Origin of the sequence: Bacteroides sp. AM41-16 (assembly GCF_003603495.1) — a bacterium.
GTDB classification, from domain to species: Bacteria; Bacteroidota; Bacteroidia; order Bacteroidales; family Bacteroidaceae; genus Bacteroides; species Bacteroides uniformis.
In genome coordinates this window covers 16,397-33,951 of the sequence record NZ_QTNE01000011.1, presented here as the reverse complement: position 1 = coordinate 33,951, position 17,555 = coordinate 16,397, and the positions used below count along the sequence as shown (strand labels likewise).

At 49.9% G+C, this 17,555-nt stretch carries 15 protein-coding genes; 7 read left to right on the top strand and 8 right to left on the bottom strand.

The window, feature by feature from the left end; translation table 11 throughout:
* Positions 1-14: 14 nt before the first annotated feature.
* Complete coding sequence (dacB, locus tag DW896_RS11400) at positions 15-1,454, bottom strand: D-alanyl-D-alanine carboxypeptidase/D-alanyl-D-alanine-endopeptidase (RefSeq protein WP_009037531.1); 1,440 nt, start codon at positions 1,452-1,454, stop codon at positions 15-17.
* Between the two features lie 177 nt (positions 1,455-1,631).
* Between dacB and DW896_RS11395 the strand changes: the two genes are divergently transcribed.
* Positions 1,632-2,903, top strand: a complete 1,272-nt coding sequence (locus DW896_RS11395) for a M1 family aminopeptidase (protein WP_009037530.1) — start codon at positions 1,632-1,634, stop codon at positions 2,901-2,903.
* A gap of 8 nt (positions 2,904-2,911) precedes the next feature.
* Here DW896_RS11395 and DW896_RS11390 read toward each other — a convergent pair whose 3' ends face one another.
* Both DW896_RS11390 and lpdA read right to left on the bottom strand, forming a co-directional pair.
* Positions 2,912-3,334, bottom strand: a complete 423-nt coding sequence (locus tag DW896_RS11390) for a DUF2007 domain-containing protein (protein ID WP_005825260.1) — start codon at positions 3,332-3,334, stop codon at positions 2,912-2,914.
* Between the two features lie 34 nt (positions 3,335-3,368).
* Positions 3,369-4,727, bottom strand: coding sequence for a dihydrolipoyl dehydrogenase (gene lpdA, locus DW896_RS11385; RefSeq protein WP_009037529.1), 1,359 nt, complete (start codon positions 4,725-4,727; stop codon positions 3,369-3,371).
* 189 nt (positions 4,728-4,916) lie between these two features.
* Between lpdA and DW896_RS11380 the strand changes: the two genes are divergently transcribed.
* A complete protein-coding gene (locus tag DW896_RS11380; RefSeq protein ID WP_061412812.1) occupies positions 4,917-5,864 on the top strand; it encodes a hypothetical protein in 948 nt (315 codons plus the stop codon).
* On the opposite strand, the gene DW896_RS11375 is transcribed toward DW896_RS11380, so the two are convergent.
* Both DW896_RS11375 and DW896_RS11370 read right to left on the bottom strand, forming a co-directional pair.
* Positions 5,861-6,193 (bottom strand): DUF4907 domain-containing protein, encoded by a 333-nt coding sequence (locus DW896_RS11375; protein ID WP_005825250.1) that lies wholly within the window; start codon positions 6,191-6,193, stop codon positions 5,861-5,863. The genes DW896_RS11380 and DW896_RS11375 overlap by 4 nt on opposite strands.
* A 25-nt stretch (positions 6,194-6,218) precedes the next feature.
* A complete protein-coding gene (locus DW896_RS11370; RefSeq protein ID WP_119993273.1) occupies positions 6,219-7,298 on the bottom strand; it encodes a kelch repeat-containing protein in 1,080 nt (359 codons plus the stop codon).
* 242 nt (positions 7,299-7,540) lie between these two features.
* Between DW896_RS11370 and DW896_RS11365 the strand changes: the two genes are divergently transcribed.
* Together DW896_RS11365 and DW896_RS11360 are read left to right on the top strand one after the other, a co-directional pair.
* Positions 7,541-8,857 carry a DUF4270 family protein gene (locus tag DW896_RS11365; RefSeq protein WP_022400618.1) on the top strand — a complete coding sequence of 439 codons (1,317 nt, stop codon included), beginning with the start codon at positions 7,541-7,543 and terminating at the stop codon, positions 8,855-8,857.
* Complete coding sequence (locus DW896_RS11360; RefSeq protein WP_022400619.1) at positions 8,854-10,065, top strand: hypothetical protein; 1,212 nt, start codon at positions 8,854-8,856, stop codon at positions 10,063-10,065. Before DW896_RS11365 ends, DW896_RS11360 begins: the two co-directional genes overlap by 4 nt.
* A gap of 153 nt (positions 10,066-10,218) precedes the next feature.
* On the opposite strand, the gene DW896_RS11355 is transcribed toward DW896_RS11360, so the two are convergent.
* The 3 genes from DW896_RS11355 to DW896_RS11345 all read right to left on the bottom strand — a co-directional run bounded on the left by DW896_RS11355 (position 10,219) and on the right by DW896_RS11345 (position 11,991).
* Complete coding sequence (locus DW896_RS11355) at positions 10,219-10,965, bottom strand: LytTR family DNA-binding domain-containing protein (protein ID WP_008662289.1); 747 nt, start codon at positions 10,963-10,965, stop codon at positions 10,219-10,221.
* 225 nt (positions 10,966-11,190) lie between these two features.
* Positions 11,191-11,583 carry a PH domain-containing protein gene (locus tag DW896_RS11350; RefSeq protein WP_005833977.1) on the bottom strand — a complete coding sequence of 131 codons (393 nt, stop codon included), beginning with the start codon at positions 11,581-11,583 and terminating at the stop codon, positions 11,191-11,193.
* A gap of 33 nt (positions 11,584-11,616) precedes the next feature.
* Positions 11,617-11,991: a hypothetical protein gene (locus DW896_RS11345; RefSeq protein ID WP_005825238.1), complete on the bottom strand. Its 375-nt coding sequence runs from the start codon at positions 11,989-11,991 to the stop codon at positions 11,617-11,619.
* A 219-nt stretch (positions 11,992-12,210) separates the two neighbouring features.
* On the opposite strand from DW896_RS11345, the gene DW896_RS11340 reads away from it, so the two are divergent.
* The 3 genes from DW896_RS11340 (at position 12,211) to DW896_RS11330 (ending at position 17,545) form a co-directional block, all read left to right on the top strand.
* A complete protein-coding gene (locus DW896_RS11340; RefSeq protein WP_005825236.1) occupies positions 12,211-14,130 on the top strand; it encodes a tetratricopeptide repeat protein in 1,920 nt (639 codons plus the stop codon).
* Positions 14,131-14,206: 76 nt separating this feature from the next.
* On the top strand, positions 14,207-15,778 hold the full coding sequence (gene nadB / locus DW896_RS11335) for an L-aspartate oxidase (RefSeq protein ID WP_005825234.1): 1,572 nt from the start codon (positions 14,207-14,209) through the stop codon (positions 15,776-15,778).
* 18 nt (positions 15,779-15,796) lie between these two features.
* Positions 15,797-17,545, top strand: a complete 1,749-nt coding sequence (locus DW896_RS11330; RefSeq protein WP_119993271.1) for a transglutaminase domain-containing protein — start codon at positions 15,797-15,799, stop codon at positions 17,543-17,545.
* Positions 17,546-17,555 lie beyond the last annotated feature (10 nt).

The window sequence follows — 17,555 nt, the reverse complement described above, 5'->3', positions numbered from 1 at the left end:
ACGATGGCTAAACCTCAACGTATCATCTCATCACACACCGCATCCTGGAAAGCGCGTGCTTCCCTGCCCGACAGTGCATTCTGGTTCATGATGGCAAAGGCTATCTCGTGTCCGTTGCGGGCTTTAAGGTAGCCGGCCAGGCAGTTGATGGCGGTAAAGGAACCCGTCTTGGCATGTACATTTCTGTGGGAAAGGGTGCCTTTCTTCATGCGGAACTCCAGTGTACCGTCCACGCCGCCAATGGGCAAAGCCTTATAAAGTTTCTGGAAAACATCCGTACGCGAGTAGGCATATCGCAGGAAAGAAACCAAGAGTTCCGGTGAAATGTAGTTGTAATTGGAAAGACCGCAACCATCTGCCAGATTATACCTATCGGGGTTATATCCCATCTCTTTTATCAGCATGCGGATGGCAGAAAGCCCGTCCTCGGCAGAGACACGCTTCTTTCCGCTGCTCTGCACACCCAACCGGCAGAGCATGGCTTCGGCATTGAGATTATCGCTCTCCTTCATTATCTGTTTCACCACATCCTGCACGGAAGTTTCATAGGAAGCCATCCGTACGGAGAGGCTGTCTTGCCGGAACTCACCGAAGAGGTAAGAGACTTCCGCATCTACCGCCGGAATGCACCGGATGCCCCGTGCCTGCAACCGTTCCATAAAGGTATGCATGAAGAAGTCCTGCGAAGAAAATATATTGACCGTACCTGCACGGCGGGCATCGACGTTGCCCGTCACGGTGATGTTGTTCCCGTTCACCAGCCAGTCGCGCGACACACGGAAACGTCCGGCAGAAGGGGTACGGCTTTGGGTCTTGTTCGTCAGTGTATAATAGGAAGAGGCGGGAGTGCATTCAAGGCGTGCGCTGTCGCCCCGTTCGCCGGGTGTGGCGGTAACCTTCACCACTCCTTTATTCAGCATCAGCGGTGAGAGGTAGGGCTGGAAGGAATAGGGAGTATCATCCCACAACCAGCCGCTGCCCCAGTACAAGGAGTCTTTCATGGAGACATCTCCATACACCTTGCCTTTGATGACAGAGAAGGGGAAACGGGCCACGGTAGCCACCAGGGAATCCAATGCCTCTTCATCAAACTCCGGGTCGTAACCGCCTATCACATACATATCCCCCTGCAAGGTATCGCGCTCAATGGTTCCCTGATACCACACTTCCGTACGGAACGGCTCGTCGGCTTCGGGACGGGAAAGGGCGGTAATGGTGGTCAGCAGCTTCATGGTGGAAGCGGGACGGGAAAGCTTGTCCGCCTGATAGCCGTACAAGGGCTTTCCGGCAGTCAGGTCATAGACCGAAATGGCCACATTAGAGCCTGCGGGAAGTTTGTGTTCTATCAACGCATCAATCCGCGCAGAGAGCGGCTTCACCGGAGTTACCGTCTCTTGGGGCCATAATGGGAGCAGGCAGACGGATAAAATTAACAGCAACAATATCCTTTTCATAAATATATTTATCTTTAAAGGCAAAAGTACGACAATCTTACAAATGAACAACAACGAGGTAGTCTTTTCATAAATTATATCCAGCCATCCATCTTAATATTCCTTTAAAAATACTACTTTTGCATAGATTGCATAGGCAAAATCTCCCAGTTACTATCACTCTAAAATTGATGTACCATGAAACTACAACTTACAATTGCCAGCTTTACAATATGCCTCCTTTTCTCCCCCATGCTTCGGGCACAAGAATCTCCGCGCATTGTCAGTTATGACTTAACCGTACAGATTGATGTACCGAACCGACAAGTCGAAGTTGGCGGTTCGTTTGAAGTCGATTTCCATGACAGTGACTCAATCTCGTTGGTACTATGGCGCCATGCCCGTATCGACACACTACGCCACAGCAGCCGGGAGATAACCTACCGTTTCGATACGCTTGCCCCAGCACCTGCCCAATTCATTCCCGACGGACGGACCTTGACCCTCTACCGGCCGGCAGGAGCCGATGACCGCTGCCGCATAAATACCCGTTACACACTCTACATGCAGGAAGTGCAGGGCCCTGCAAAATCATTCAATGACCATTGGATTGAACTTGGTTACTATACGGGATGGTATCCTGTCTGCAACGGTAACCGGGCAGATTATTCGCACTTACGAATCGGCATCACTGACGGTTATACGGTGAGCGGCTCAGGTATTATTTCCCATACAGAAGAAGGGATATGGGAAATGGAGCAACCTTGGGAGAATTTCGACAATGTTATCCTGGCTTCACCCATGCTGAAAAGCCGCCGCATCAATGATAACGGAACTACCATTGAACTTATCTATACAGACTTCCCGGATGCCGGTGCAGACTCGGCACTTCAATGTTGCCACAATGCCTTGAAATTCTTCCGACGCCTTTATAAAATTGCGGGAGATGAGGATATTTACATGAAATTCCTGCTTTCAGCTTCCGGCACCTCAGGAGGGTACAGCCGTAAAAATTTCATTATGCTCAGTTCCCGAACATTCAATGAATATGTACTCAAGAACACCGCCCACGAAATCGGCCACTTCTGGTGGAACAAGGCTCCGGTGGAATCTTGGCACGACTGGCTGAACGAATCTTTTGCCGAATTCAGTGCTTTGCAATACATACGCCACGCCCGCGGCGAAAAAGCCTATGCCGCTTACATCGACGCCTACCGTAAGGAAACACGCCATATCCGTCCTATCTGGGGTATTGACCGCAACGACCGCGAAGCGCATCTTGCCCTCTATAGGAAAGGGTCAGTACTACTCGCCGACCTGCTTGTCCGAGTGGGTGAAGAACCTTTCTTCAACTTTCTGGCAGGTGTCATCCAAGCCCATATAACAGACACATCGGCTTTCCTGGATTTTGCGGAAAGCCGATTGGGACGTAAAAACCGGGACTGGATTGAAAAGCGGTTAAAAGAATAAACACCTGATTATTCTTCAACTGTTCCTTTCGCCACCGGCTTCTCAAAATGAGTGCCGCACTTCCTGCATACATACTCCCAATGCTCAGTGCCCGGAGGTGCGGCCGACAATGCCGCAATAACAGCAGCCACCACAGCACGCACCCGATGGCTCTTCTTCAGCACAAACTTAATCTCATCCGAACCGCAATGGGGGCAGTACCTCAACTGTTCCGGAATCATCTGGTTCCGTTCAAGCAGACGGAGGGCATTGTCATATTCGTCCTCATAGACAAATATATCCACTCCCGTGACATCACGGACATATCCGCGCATCACGGAAGACATGTTTTCATTATGCAAAACAGACGCAATGCCCTCATTCTTCAAGGCACCCTGAATAACATGTGCCTGAAAGGCATCGTCGCAGGTGATTAGCTTTACGGTTTTCATCTTTTATGTTTATATGAAACAATAGTCATGGGTTCTACAATGCCTCCTTGAATATCTCTCCCACCGTGGGGTGCGGAAAGACAATCTTCTTCCATTCATCGGCAGTAAGTTTCAGTTCAATAGCCATGCCTGCCAGCGTGATGATTTCCGAAGCGGGATTACCCAAGACATGTGCCCCCAATACGGTATCGTCACTGCCCAACAGTAACTTGCAGACGCCATTCACTCCTTCATTCTCTGCTACAAAGCGACCACTGTACGCCATCGGAAACTTCACAGCACGATAGGCAACGCCTCTCTTCTGCAGGGATTCTTCTGTCTCGCCCACACCGGCTATTTCGGGATTGGTATACACTACGCCGGGGATGGCACGATAGCTCATAGTGTCCTTCTTGCCAATGATGGAATGTATGGCTACTTCCGCCTCGCGGACGGCTGTATGCGCCAGCAAGGAATATCCCGTCAAGTCGCCGCAAGCATATACTCCGGGAACTGAAGTCTGCATCTGTCCGTTGACAAAGACATTTCCGCGCTCCGTTCTTTCCAAGCCCAGATTCTCCAATCCGAAGCCTTTCATTACCGGACGGCGCCCGACACTCATCAGAAGCCGTTCGGCAACGACGGAACCGGGACCGTCGGCTGTTTCATAATTCACCTGGATAAGGGAAGAAGCTTCGGCAGTATCCGGCATGACAGACACTACTTTTGCACTCAGCATGAACTTGATTCCCCGCTTAGCGTACTCTGCACGGAGCATACCCGCCAGCTCTCGGTCCATACCGCCTCCCAGTATCTCGTCCAGCATCTCGACGACGGTTACCTGCACTCCCAGGCTGTTGAAGAAAGAAGCGAACTCCATACCGATGACACCGCCGCCGATGATGGCAAGCGAAGCGGGCAGTTCCTTGTTATCCAGTGCATCACGATGAGTCCAATAGGACACTTTGTCTATGCCGGGAATGGCAGGGACAAAGGTTTCGGAACCGGTGCAGAGCAGCAGGTTATCGCATTCGTAGGTTTCTCCGCCGCACTCCACATGATTCTTGTCCGTCACTGTGGCCCCTCCGCTGACAATCGTCACACCATGGGCAGTCAGCTTTCCTTTGACTCCCAATACCAGCTTGCGCACTACCTTCTGCTTGCGAGCAATAATCTTGGGCAAATCGAACGATACTTCGGGCACACTGACCGCATACTTTGCAGCATGGCGGGCTCCGTCATAGGTCTTGGCCGAATACAACAAGGTCTTGGTAGGGATACACCCTTCATTCAGGCACACTCCACCGAGACTCTGCTTCTCAAATAGTACGACACTCAATCCTGCTTTTCCGGCAGCTTCGGCAGCAGTATATCCCGCAGGACCTCCACCGATAATGGCAACTTGGTATTTCATGGAATTAATGGTTAGTGGTTAATGATTAGCGATAATTTGTGCGCAAGTTAATAAAACCCGTATTATCCGGCAAAAAAGAGTACTTCTTTCTTTCGGAGAATACAGCGTAAAGAGGAAATAATTATCTTTGTCGTGCAGCATTTATAAAGAATGCCACGTCCAATGGACATAAATCAAATAATAATCAACATGAAAACGACTGACTTATTCCAATCCATCCTTTTGTTCGCTCTTTTCCTTTGCGGCCTGACGGCTTGCAATGATAGCGATGAAATCCGCCTCTCGCCCTTTCAGGAAACTACCGTGAAGGGCGAAGCCTCTACCCTGCAGATAGACCTAACACGCGGCGACTGGCGCATAACCTCCATCACCACCCCATGGGGAGACCTCATGATGGATGGCAACAAGCTCCCACAACTGGAAGGTACGGGAAGCCTGCATTATAAATGGTGGGACTTGGAACGGGACACCGACAGCCATCTCATCCTGCACTTTAAAGACAACTTTGACTTAGGTGAATCCCGTAGCCTCATCATCAACCTTGAGATGAAAACGGGACTCTACAAGGAACAAATCATCATACACCAAGAACCGTGCACTAACTTCTATCAGATAGAGTCCATCGAATACAGCGTGGAAGAAGGTGACGGAGTGAAAGAAGCCGGAACAGGACCTGATAAGAGTACCTATAAAAATGAAAATCTGGGAAACACAACCGACAAGCATGACTACTATCCATTCATCAATAAATGGACAGAATACGCATTCATACCCGATGGGCACTCTGATGAAACCTTCAAAAGCATAGACCCGGAGAAACGTAGCATCTATCTGCCCAACCACATAGAAGACGGAAAAATAATCATGGGACAACAACTGTTATTCTTCATCAACCAAGGCAAGTATTACAAAGAAGACGAACTGAGATATAAACATTTTGAAGTAGACATAGTAGGTATGAAATGGAACATATACACTTCAACCATCTACTACAAACGGCTTCAAGTGACATTCACCGCCACTCTTTCACGTCCCGGTAGCGATACAAAGAAGGTACTCAAGGGTAAATTCATGCAGAGATACCCTTATGACTGCTCGGAAATACATCACGAAGTAAAGGATTCTTTAGAAGATTAGAGTCCGGTGTCTGTCAGACAAGACTCCACCTCCTCCCTGCTCAATGCCGGAGCTTGCCCATCGGCAAGCTTACGGCATACCAGCCGACCGGCCGCCAGCGCTTCCACCTTTGTTGCAAATGGCAGGCGACCGCTCAAAGCAGGTATAAAAGGTTGATATATCAGGGTATCGGCTCCATGCAGCACCACGTAGCCGTAACCGCCTTCCACCTCCATCACCCGGCATTTCAACTCATTGCCACCGCCGGCAGTATGACCCGAACAGCAAGAAAGGCATACCGCCATCACAGCCGGTACACCTATCTTTATCATAATAAACATCAGCTTCATAAGTTCCGTTCAGTTATGGGGCGAATCAGACTTCCTCTTCCTCATCGGGTAGAAGTTCGTACACATCATCAAAGTAGCTGGTACCACTTGTTCCCGTCAGCACAAAACCACGTTCGCCGGTAGAGAAACCAACGGCAGCCCTGCGCGAAGAAGCACCGGAAGGATAATTATGTACATCTGTAATGGGGGTAAAGTCGTCATCGGAATCGCCGTACCATAAGTCCTTGTCAGGGTCGTACAGCCAGTAGTCGCTGCTCAAGGAAGTGCTGTTACGTATTCCCGTAGCCACAAATCCCCTTCCACCGATGACGAAGGATACGGCTTCGGACCGTGTGATGGCGTAGTCATCGTCATAGTCATTGTCGGAGTCCGTATCGGCAATGTCACGCAACTGGGTCCAGTTGCTTCCGTCGAACTTCCAGAAATCCACCAGATCGGTACTGTTGTTTCGCCCGCAACAGATGTAGGCCACCTCATCGATGACGAATGCCGTACCGAAGTAGCGCTTCTCGCCTCCATACCCGCTCACCGCTTCCCATTGCGAACCTTCGGTGCCATTGGGGTTGAAACGGTAGAAGTCCATCTTGTAGGCACTCTCGCTGCCGGTAGCGTCGCTGTTGCAGCCCGTACCGACATAGCCATATCCGCCTATACTGAAAGCCAGGGCACCATCGCGTACTCCACCTTTGAAGTCGTCTTTCCGTGTCCAGGTATCCGTGGCAGGGTCATACTCCCAGGTATCTGCTACACAGTAGGACGAGGAGCCGTCCTTTACGGAACCGGTCGTAATGTATCCCTTGCCATTCACGGCAAAGCCCACGGCAGCCTTGCGCCCGGCAACGGGCATGTCGGCACACTGCGTCCAGCTGTTCCGGCTCATGTCATACTCCCAAAGGTCGTTCAGGTAATCCTTGTTCGCTCCGTAGAAGCCGCCACACAAATATCCATAATTGCCGATGGTGAAGCCGGAGGCATAAGCGCGGTACACACCGTTATAGCTGGCTTTCTTCATCCACTGCCCCTGAGTGTATTCATCCTCGTCCGTACAACTGCCGGCAATGCACACGATGGCCAGCAACATTATTCCTACCAATAGTCTGTTCATTGTTTATTGTTTTTTTAATGATTAAGCTTTATACTTCCCACTTTCCAAAACAAGAAGCTGCGGGAGGTCCTTTTTGTCTGTCCGCAAAAGTAAACCACCGCAACCACACCGACAAAAATAACCGACGAACAGTCCGAAATTCCCGTTAAACGCCTTTACCGATAAAAACCGTCCGAACGCCGATTTTTGTAGGAAGATATAAAAGTTTTGCCTTTCCTTTGCCGCCAACTAAAAGAACAGAAATGAAGAAGTCATTGTACAGCTTATTCGCAGTCCTCGCTATCTTCTGCGCCTGCCAGGACGAGAACTCGCAGCTTGGAAAGAGCCTCGTGGAAAGCTCCTTCTATAATGTATACGCAGACACCTGCTCGGTAGACATCAGCACCATCCTGCTAGACTCCATAGAGACCCGGGGCGACAGCATCTGCCAGCTAGGACATTACCGGAGCAGCGCCTGGGGAGAAGTATCCGCCACCTACTATGCCGAATACTCCACGTCCGACTTCACCCCCAACACAGACTATACCTATACCCTCGACTCCCTCGTACTGCGAATGATACCTTCGGGCCATTTCTGGGGAGATACCCTGACGCAACAGCGCATCTCCATCTACCGGCTGAAAAGCCCTATCGTGCTGGACAACGACGAGGACCTTTACAACAGCACCGTACTCCCGACGGAAGATGCCCCACTCTTCAGCTTTACCTTCACCCCCTGCCCGGGGCGGAAGAAGGAAGTAAGCGTCCGCCTGCCCGACTCATGGGGACAACAACTGCTGAATGACCTCGTGGCCCAAGATGACTACTTCGATACCCAAGACAAGTTCAAGAAGAAATTCCCCGGACTGGTCTTTGTTCCCGAAAACGACGGGCAGTGTATCACCGGATTCATGGTGAACGACTCTGCCATGAGCATCAACCTCCACTACCAGGAAGTCTCCAACCAACGTACCGGACAAGTGCTGACTTTCAGCGTAAACACCGACTATGCCTATACCGGTATCCGGCACGACCCCACCGGCACCCACCTTGCTTCCCTGAAAAGCGGAATAGAGAACCTCGTCCACTCCAACGACATGGGTTGCCTGGCCTATATGCAGGGATTGACGGGTTACTACAACCAACTGGAATTCCCCTACCTCAACAGCCTCGGAAGTGCCGGACAGATAGTCTCCATAGAGAGCGCCACACTCTACCTCTATCCTCTGGCCCGGAGCTACAACGAAGTGAGCCAGCTTCCCAATGACATCCGCCTTTATATCACGGACGAGAACAATGTGCTGGAGGACTACGTATACGGCAGTGACGGCGTAACCGTACAGACCGGCGACCTGACCATCGACGAGATGTACGGGAAAGAGACCTACTACTCCTTCGACCTCACCGAATTCATCCGCAACAATTACGGCACTTCGGGCATCAAGCGGCAGAAACTGCTGATGAGTCTGACAGACGAAGAAAGCACCACCACCTTCAACCAGGTCATCTTCACCAACGACCCCGAACAAGAGAGACAATGCAGATTAGACGTAAGATTCAAAATATACAACGAGCAATGAAACGCCATTACCGGATTCCCCTTCTGCTGTGCAGTCTGTGTACGGCAAGCCTCACCGCCGTGGCCCAGAACACCACCAACCTGCCCACCTCCATGTACGGAGTGGGCGAACTGAGTGCCGGTGACGGCGGACGTTATGCCGGCATGGGCAACACGGGCATCGCCCTGAACCGTACCGGATTTCTGAACACGCTGAACCCCGCAGCCATCACCCGCATGGACACCGCCTGCTTCACGTTCGATGTGGGTGTATCTGCCTCATATGCCCGCTACTCCTTTCTGAGCGAACACAGCTCCAACTTCACCGGCAACCCCAACCGCATCAGCATGGGCTTCCGTGTCCTGCCGCGCTGGTATGCCCTTGTAGGTGCAGCACCATACAGCAGTGTGGGCTATGTCATCCAGACCGAAGAAGAGATAGAGGGAATGCCCGGCAACTACACCTACTCGCTCTTTGAGGGTACGGGCGGACTATACCGGTGCTACGTCACCAATGCCTTTGCACTGAGCAGGCAACTGTCGGTCGGCATCAACCTGGGGATGATAGCGGGCACAGTGACGCAAAGCGAAACGCAGGAAAGCGCCGTCGTAAAGTACGAATCTTCTAAACAGGCCTTTTATGCGGACTTCGGCATACATTACGAATGGGGTGCGACCGGACAACGGAAGTGGGCGGCAGGGCTGGTATTTGCTCCCTCCCTTCCCATCAGCCACGACAATACACTGACTTACAGCAACTCATCTACCAGCGAGAACCTCGATAAAGGATACCACAGCCGTACACAATATCTGCCCATGCACCTCGGCACCGGCCTCAGCATAACCACCGAACGCTGGGTGCTGACCGCCGACTACAACTACCTGGACTGGAGCCGCAACTCCTCCTCCTACACTTCCATGAAATACGAGAACCAGCACAAAGTGAACCTGGGAGGCAGCTACATTACCAAGCCACGTCTGGCACGTTCCACCGAGCTGATGGGCGGAATAGGTTTCGGCAACTCCTATATCAACCTGAAAGGCGGGAAGATGCAGTATCTGGAAGCCAGTGTAGGGGCGAGCTTCCCCATCCGGTACTCCTATCTTTCGCTGGGCGCCACCTGGCGGAAACAACTGAACACACGCAGCAATCTGATGCAGGAAAGCCGATTCAGCCTGAATCTGAACTTGACGTTCGGGGAAAGGATTTCGAGAGCAAAACTAAAGTAATACAAGGTTCCGGTTCACCACAGATTACACGGATTTTACACCGAATGATTATCATTTGTTGGATCTATATATGCAACGCGTTGCATATATAGATGCAGCACGCTGGAACTATAGATCCAACAAACAAAGTATATAGTATCTGAAAACAGGGTATTACAACACTGCCAGCCTGGACACATACCCTTTCACCCTTTCGCGGTAAGCATCGCCAATGGGGACATCCTTCTGCTCGATGAGCAATGTGCTGCGCCCGATGGCGCTGATGCAGTCCATGCGGACAATAAAAGAACGGTGCACGCGGATAAATTCGTTCGCCGGAAGTTTTTCCTCCATGTACTTCATACTGCATAGGCTCAAGATAGGCTTAGGGGAATCTTTACAGAAAATCTTCACATAATCGCCCATACCTTCTATATAGTTTATCCGTTCCAGGTCGAGCCGCATGATGCGGTTGTCACACCGCATGTAAATCACCTTCGGAACCTCTTCCGGACCTTGCCTGTGTTTGGAGTCGGACGTACCTGCATCCTGCAAAGAGAACCAGCGTGCCGCTTTGCTGACAGACTGGAAAAACGTGGAGAAATTGAGCCCGTCCATCAGATAGTCCAACGCATCCAGACGGAAACATTCGGCAGCATAGCGGTCGGTGTCTGTAATGAAAATGACACGAGTGGACGAGGACAAGAGCCTGCAAAAATCCATTCCGTTGATTTCACCTTCTTCCACCGGATAGATGCCGATAAAATAAACTTCCACTTTTGTCTCATAATAATCCTTCAGCGCTTCAAGAGGATTGCCGTACTTTCCGTGCAAAGAGAGAAAAGGAACCTTGTCGATATACTCTTCCAACCTTCCGGCAATCTCCGGGTCTGCATGTAAAATGGCGCAATTCAAATTCATATTCGTTTCTCTTTTACATAATGGACGCTGCCATATCCGAAAAACTGCAAACAGAAGAGCTAAAATTAAGCTTTATTTATGATTCAAAGATTACCTGCATCTACGGAAAGACAGATAAAGGGAAAGTTCATACAAACAACTCCGGAAAGCTACACAGGAGACATTACCATGGAAGCGATAACGACAGATTAAAACGGAATTGCATACGTGGGCACACCATATTGCTCACCCTCTCCGTTCCTCCAGTAACCGGATAAACTCCTCCTCCTTGACGGGAAGAAGCACTGCACACTTGCCCTCGCCATATTTCACGAGCACATAGCGCATCACCGCAAACCGCCCTACCTGCATGGAAGAAGCACGCTCCACAGAAGTGATGTCTTTCATCAGAATTTCCTTACTCCGGGAGAAACGGCCGAAGGACAGCACCAACTTCCCGTCGGGCGTTACGGTATAGGTGGTATGAATCAGCTTCTCGATAATAACCACCAGCCAAAGCATGAAAATAGCAGCCAGGAACGGAGACTTGTACCAAAGCATATAGACGGCGAGAATACCTATCAGGATGAGAAACAGATACTGCCCCATAGCAATGCGCGCATGAAAGATTCGATTCATTTTATCTGATTTTTGCCGCTAAGGTACGTATTTTTATGATAACAACTTCTTCATTAGCATCTCCATTTCTCGAACTTCCGTCACATTCATCTTGCGGCAGACCGAAGCACATAACAATTCTACCCGTTCCGGCGAAAAATAAATCAGTTCTGCAATCTCCTTTACAGACTGTCCAAGAGCTACCAGCATACATATCAGTTCTTCATCCTTATCCACCTCCGGAATAGACTGATAAAGTTTCTCTAAAAAAGAAGGATAATGAAAAATAAAGATTTCACGGAATACAGCCTCACGAGTTCCGGACAACAAAGCCTCCGAAGCATTGGGAGAATCTTCCGAAATCATTTCGCGCAAAGCTCTGGCAATCTCCTGCATATTAAAAGGTGTCACTGTTTTCTTTGTTTTCATTGTATCTTATTTCACCATTATACATATTTACAATCGTTTTATACAAATTTGCAAAATATGCACAACCTAACCATAAGAATACGATATACAATCTGATATACAATTTCATATTATATTTATTATCAAATAATTAACAAGAAACAAAAAACAAGTCCATTGTTGTAAATTTTAAATTAAGAAATTATATCTTTGCCTTACAAAACAAACAGTCCACAAAATATGAATGCCAAAAAACTTTCATTTTTACTTCTGATTCTCGTAGCTGTAGCCTGCACCAACCGCTCCACCTCTTCGGAACAAGACGAAATGAGGCATTGGAACAATGTCCTTCAACAAATCAATGCCTTACTACTCGAAAACAAAGCGCGACAAACGTTGGATCTTGCCAAACAGACCTTGCCCGAAATCCTGGAATCGGCAGAAAAAAACGGAACTACAGATACCCTGATTTACTATGCCCGCAAGATATTTAATGCCTGCGGGAACAATTACATAAACACCAAACAATACAAAGACGGCATCGACTATATGGACAGCATTGGGAACCATCCCCTCATCCGCGAACATTGCCCGCACGAACTGCTGAGCTTCAAGGCCGGACTGAACCAACTGTATGGCAATAACCCGGAAGCTGTCCGACTGGCAGAAGACTACCTCCAGTTACCGGTCTGTACCAGTGCCAATGACTTTATCCGGCAGGCAGAAATCATAAGCGGTGTCTACATGTACTCCGGAAACAATCTACCCAAAGCCATCCAAATCTTGGAAAAAGCAATAGATGTCTACCGGAAAGGCGGAAACTTCCCGAACATGCTGCGGATAATGTCACGGTTGGGCATCTATTACCACCTCAGTGGCGAATACGAGAAAGCTATAGCCACTAACCAAGAAGCCATAGCCACTTACAACGACAGCATAGCACCTGGAAATGTAGTGATTGCCTACGGAGAACAAGCTAATCTCTACGCCGAACTGGGTATGTACGACCAGGCCCTGGAAATGAACAAAAAAGCCCAATACTACTCCATGCTGAAAGACAGCTTCGGACTGGGAGACTTGTACCGCTACCGTGCCCAGATCTTTCGTAACATGAATCAAAAGGACTCTGTATTCCACTACCTCAGGCTGGGAGAAAAGTTGTCAATGATACAAAACAGCTTTAAGGGTGTATTCGTAAACAAAGTAGAAACGGTAAACAGTTATCTGGACTATCCCGACTCTTTGGAAAAAGCACTGCAACTTGCCCTTAGCATCTGTCCCGATACCGTGCGGATGCCCCAATGGGCCAAATACCAACTCAACCTCCACCTAGGCCGGGCCTTACTGCAAACCGGGAAGGAGCAAAACGGCATACACCTGATAGACCGGGCTGCACAAGACCTCATCAACATGAAGTTCATGGAAGGCCGCGATGCCAACGAGATATTAATGGATTATTATCTGGCCAAAGGCATGAACGACGATTTTGCTCGTTGCTACATCCGTAACCGACAGTTTGCCGATTCTCTGGACAATAACGAAAAGAAACGTGCTGTGGCAGCAGCCAACATCCGGTTTGATGCCAACCAAAAAGAGAAAGAAAACAAACTGCTCTCGGCACAAGTGCAATGGCAGCAACAGCAGTTGTTCTACAACATCTGCATCTCCATTACATTACTGTTGCTACTTATCACCACTACAGCCTATTTCATCATCCGAAGGAAGGCCAACCACCAGCTTATAGAAAACAACAAACGGGAAATACAGACCCTCATTACCCGGCAGCAAGACCTGAACCGCCGCAACGAACAACTGACGGAAGAAATAGAACGGGCCATGGCTACCAATAACCTCAACTCCATTCGCCAGCTCACCGTGCAAAGCCTGCTCAGCAGGGAAGATGAGAACACATTCCGCCGGTCGTTTGCCACCATACATCCTTCTTATCTGCCCAAGCTCCGCGAAAGTTATCCTCAACTGACCCGCAACGAAGAATTGCTGGCCATGCTCATCTGCATGAACCAAAGTACCGACGAAATAGCCCTTATCATGGGAATCAACCGGAATAGTGTAAACGTAGTCCGTTCGCGCATGCGCAAGAACATGGAATTGCCCAAAGAAAAATCCCTGGATGAAGTATTGAAACAATACCTTACATAACAAATAAAAATAAGCCCGCTTATTTTGCTCTACGTTTGGTTTACACTATCTTTGCGGCGTTTAATACACAAAACCTATGGTAAGAAAGTTCGATTTTCTCGTTATCGGCTCCGGACTTGCCGGTATGAGTTTTGCGCTGAAAGTAGCGCATAAAGGAACAGTAGCCCTCATTTGTAAGGCAGGTTTGGAAGAGGCAAACACTTATTTTGCACAAGGAGGTATCGCCTCTGTCACCAATCTGGCCGTAGACAATTTTGAAAAGCATATCGAAGATACCATGATTGCGGGTGACTGGATAAGCGACCGTGAAGCCGTAGAGAAGGTGGTGCGCAATGCCCCCGAACAAATCAAGGAGCTTATCAAATGGGGAGTGAACTTCGACAAAAAGGAGGACGGAGAGTTTGACCTGCACAAAGAAGGCGGCCACTCCGAATTCCGCATCCTCCACCATAAGGACAATACGGGTGCAGAGATACAGACCAGCCTCATTGAAGCTGTGAAGCAACACCCCAACATCACCGTACTGACCGACCATTACGCTGTGGAAATCATTACCCAGCATCACCAGGGAATCATCGTTACCCGCCACACCCCCGGCATCAAGTGCTACGGTGCCTATGTGCTGAACGAAGCGACGGGCGAGGTGGATACCTTCCTTTCCAAAGTCACCATCATGGCAACGGGCGGTTGCGAAGCCGTTTACCGCCATACCACCAACCCGCTGGTGGCCACGGGAGACGGCATTGCCATGGTCTACCGTGCCAAGGGAGCAGTGAAAGACATGGAATTCATCCAGTTCCATCCCACAGCCCTTTTCCATCCGGGAGACCGCCCCTCGTTCCTCATCACCGAAGCCATGCGCGGTTATGGCGGCGTGCTGCGTACCAAAGACGGAAAAGAATTCATGCAGAAGTACGACCCGCGACTCTCACTGGCCCCGCGTGACATCGTGGCGCGTGCCATCGACAACGAAATGAAACAGCGCGGTGAGGACCATGTGTATCTGGACGTCACCCACAAAGACCCCGAAGAAACCAAGAAGCACTTCCCTAACATATACAAGAAATGCCTCAGCATCGGTATAGACATTACAAAGGAATACATACCGGTAGCCCCCGCCGCCCATTATCTCTGCGGTGGCATCAAGGTGGATTTGGACGGACAGAGCAGCATCCGCCGCCTGTACGCCATCGGCGAATGTTCGTGCACCGGACTGCATGGCGGCAACCGTCTGGCAAGCAACTCACTGATTGAAGCCGTGGTTTATGCCGACGCGGCAGCCAAACACGCGCTGAGCGTACTGGAACGTTATGACTTCAACGAAGACATTCCCGAATGGAACGACGAAGGTACCATTTCCACCGAAGAACGTGTCCTCATCACACAAAGCATGAAGGAAGTGAACCAGATTATGGAGGCATACGTAGGCATTGTCCGCAGCAATACCCGGTTGACACGTGCCTGGAACCGACTGGACATACTTTACGAGGAGACAGAAGCACTCTTCAAGCGGAGCAAGGCTACCCGAGAGCTGTGCGAACTGCGCAACATGATAAACGTAGGATACCTGATAACAAAGCAAGCCATGGAACGCAAGGAAAGCCGCGGACTGCACTACACGATAGACTATCCGCACGCCAAGAAATAAACATAAATCCTCTCCATCATGAGGAAACAATATTTCTCTTTCATTTTTTTGTATATTTTCTCAAGCTGTCTCTACAGTCAGACGATGGACGACAATATCATCATCAACTGCTGTGAAGACAGCTATGTTTTCAAAGAAGGACCAGGAGACAACCCCATCGTACAAAACACCCGAAAGACCGAATATGAAGCCTTGCGGATGGGAGCTACCGTACAACCTCATATGTTCTATGGCGAATTCATCTCCCTGGACGAAGCCAAAGCCAAGGGAGTACTTGCCCCCAAAGCCATCCACCGCCATGCCACACCGGAAAATGTATTCTTCGACGATACCCGCATCTGCTACTTCAACCTCTCCCTAAGCCGGCAGGGGAAAAAGGCGGCCGTACAGTTCAGCCGTACCTTCCATGACCTGCGCTACTTTACACGCATCTACTTTCCGGAGGAATACTTCATCCGCAAGAAACGTATCACCGTCACCATTCCTGCCGCATTGTCCCGTTTCCGGCTGGTGGAGAAGAACTTCGGTCCCGGTATCCGGTGTGAAAAGAGCGTGAACAAGGAAGGGGATTCCCTTTTTGTCTACACCTTAAAAGGAGTACCTGCCACCCGAAAGGAAGAAGCTGCTCCCGCAGACAACTGCCTCTATCCCCATCTGCTGGTAACCGGTTCCTTTGCGGATGTGCAGGATATGTACCGCTGGCTGAACGGACTGGCCGAGGTGGACTGCACTCTCCCCCAAGCCGAAATGCTAACGGATGAAATTACTGCCGGATGCACCGATGAACTGGAGAAGATACACCGTACCTATGCCTACGTACAGCAGAACATACGCTACATCGCCTTTGAAAACGGGTTGGCAGGACATCGGCCCGACCGGCCTGCCGAAGTGCTGCGCAAACGTTACGGCGACTGCAAGGGAATGGCACTCCTGCTGCGCACATTGCTGAAAGCCCAAGGATTCGATGCCCGAATGGCCTATATCGGTACGGACGACATCGCCAGTTCTCCCGACGAAGTACCGACACTGGCTGCCATCAACCATGCCTTCTGCCTTCTTTTCCATCAAGGGAAAAGATATTGCCTGGATGCCACCTACCGATACCTACCGCCCGAAGACATCCCCCAAGGTATACAAGGCCGAAAAGCACTGGTAGAAAACGGAGACAGCTGCCTGATACTGACTCTTCCCCAGCAGGATGCCTCCGCCTCTACGGACAGTCTCAATTATCACTATCGCTTGATGACGGACAGCAATCCCCCTACCCTGAAAGGCACCGCCACCCGCGTAAGTACGGGCGAATACAAGGAATACCTGCTCAGTCTCTACCATGACACCCCCAAGGAGAAGCAGACAGACCTGCTAAACAATCAGATAAACAATACCGCTGCCGTACAATCGGCCGATGGAGAGTACTGCCTCGAAGCAGACCCGCACGAAGATTTCTTCCACCAGCCCATTGACACCACCCGCCGCAAGCAGGATTACCTACTGCCGTGGAGATGCCGTATTGTACGCGAGGTAACGATTGATATTCCACAAGGATATGCCGTGTCTTATTTGCCTGCAGACTTTCACATTGAAACGAATCAGGGCATCCTCAGTTGCTCCTACCGCGCCGGAGCAGGATATATCCACTTCCGAAAAGTGATGGAGATACGCAGAAAACGTATTCCACTTGCTCTTATCCCTGCTTGGAATGATGCCCTGCGACAATGGAAAAAAGCCTGCAACGAACAGATAGTAATCCGGCAAAGCACCCTTTAAACAAATAATT

Excerpts from the sequence above, each read along its gene's own strand:
- dacB (WP_009037531.1), bottom strand. The coding sequence starts at position 1,454 with ATGAAAAGGATATTGTTGCTGTTAATTTTATCCGTCTGCCTGCTCCCA.
- DW896_RS11345 (WP_005825238.1), bottom strand. The coding sequence starts at position 11,991 with ATGAAAACAAAGAAAACAGTGACACCTTTTAATATGCAGGAGATTGCC.
- DW896_RS11355 (WP_008662289.1), bottom strand. The coding sequence starts at position 10,965 with ATGAATTTGAATTGCGCCATTTTACATGCAGACCCGGAGATTGCCGGA.
- DW896_RS11390 (WP_005825260.1), bottom strand. The coding sequence starts at position 3,334 with ATGAAAACCGTAAAGCTAATCACCTGCGACGATGCCTTTCAGGCACAT.
- nadB (WP_005825234.1), top strand. The coding sequence starts at position 14,207 with ATGGTAAGAAAGTTCGATTTTCTCGTTATCGGCTCCGGACTTGCCGGT.
- DW896_RS11380 (WP_061412812.1), top strand. The coding sequence starts at position 4,917 with ATGAAAACGACTGACTTATTCCAATCCATCCTTTTGTTCGCTCTTTTC.
- DW896_RS11340 (WP_005825236.1), top strand. The coding sequence starts at position 12,211 with ATGAATGCCAAAAAACTTTCATTTTTACTTCTGATTCTCGTAGCTGTA.
- DW896_RS11330 (WP_119993271.1), top strand. The coding sequence starts at position 15,797 with ATGAGGAAACAATATTTCTCTTTCATTTTTTTGTATATTTTCTCAAGC.
- DW896_RS11370 (WP_119993273.1), bottom strand. The coding sequence starts at position 7,298 with ATGAACAGACTATTGGTAGGAATAATGTTGCTGGCCATCGTGTGCATT.
- DW896_RS11350 (WP_005833977.1), bottom strand. The coding sequence starts at position 11,583 with ATGAATCGAATCTTTCATGCGCGCATTGCTATGGGGCAGTATCTGTTT.
- DW896_RS11375 (WP_005825250.1), bottom strand. The coding sequence starts at position 6,193 with ATGAAGCTGATGTTTATTATGATAAAGATAGGTGTACCGGCTGTGATG.
- DW896_RS11395 (WP_009037530.1), top strand. The coding sequence starts at position 1,632 with ATGAAACTACAACTTACAATTGCCAGCTTTACAATATGCCTCCTTTTC.
- DW896_RS11360 (WP_022400619.1), top strand. The coding sequence starts at position 8,854 with ATGAAACGCCATTACCGGATTCCCCTTCTGCTGTGCAGTCTGTGTACG.
- DW896_RS11365 (WP_022400618.1), top strand. The coding sequence starts at position 7,541 with ATGAAGAAGTCATTGTACAGCTTATTCGCAGTCCTCGCTATCTTCTGC.
- lpdA (WP_009037529.1), bottom strand. The coding sequence starts at position 4,727 with ATGAAATACCAAGTTGCCATTATCGGTGGAGGTCCTGCGGGATATACT.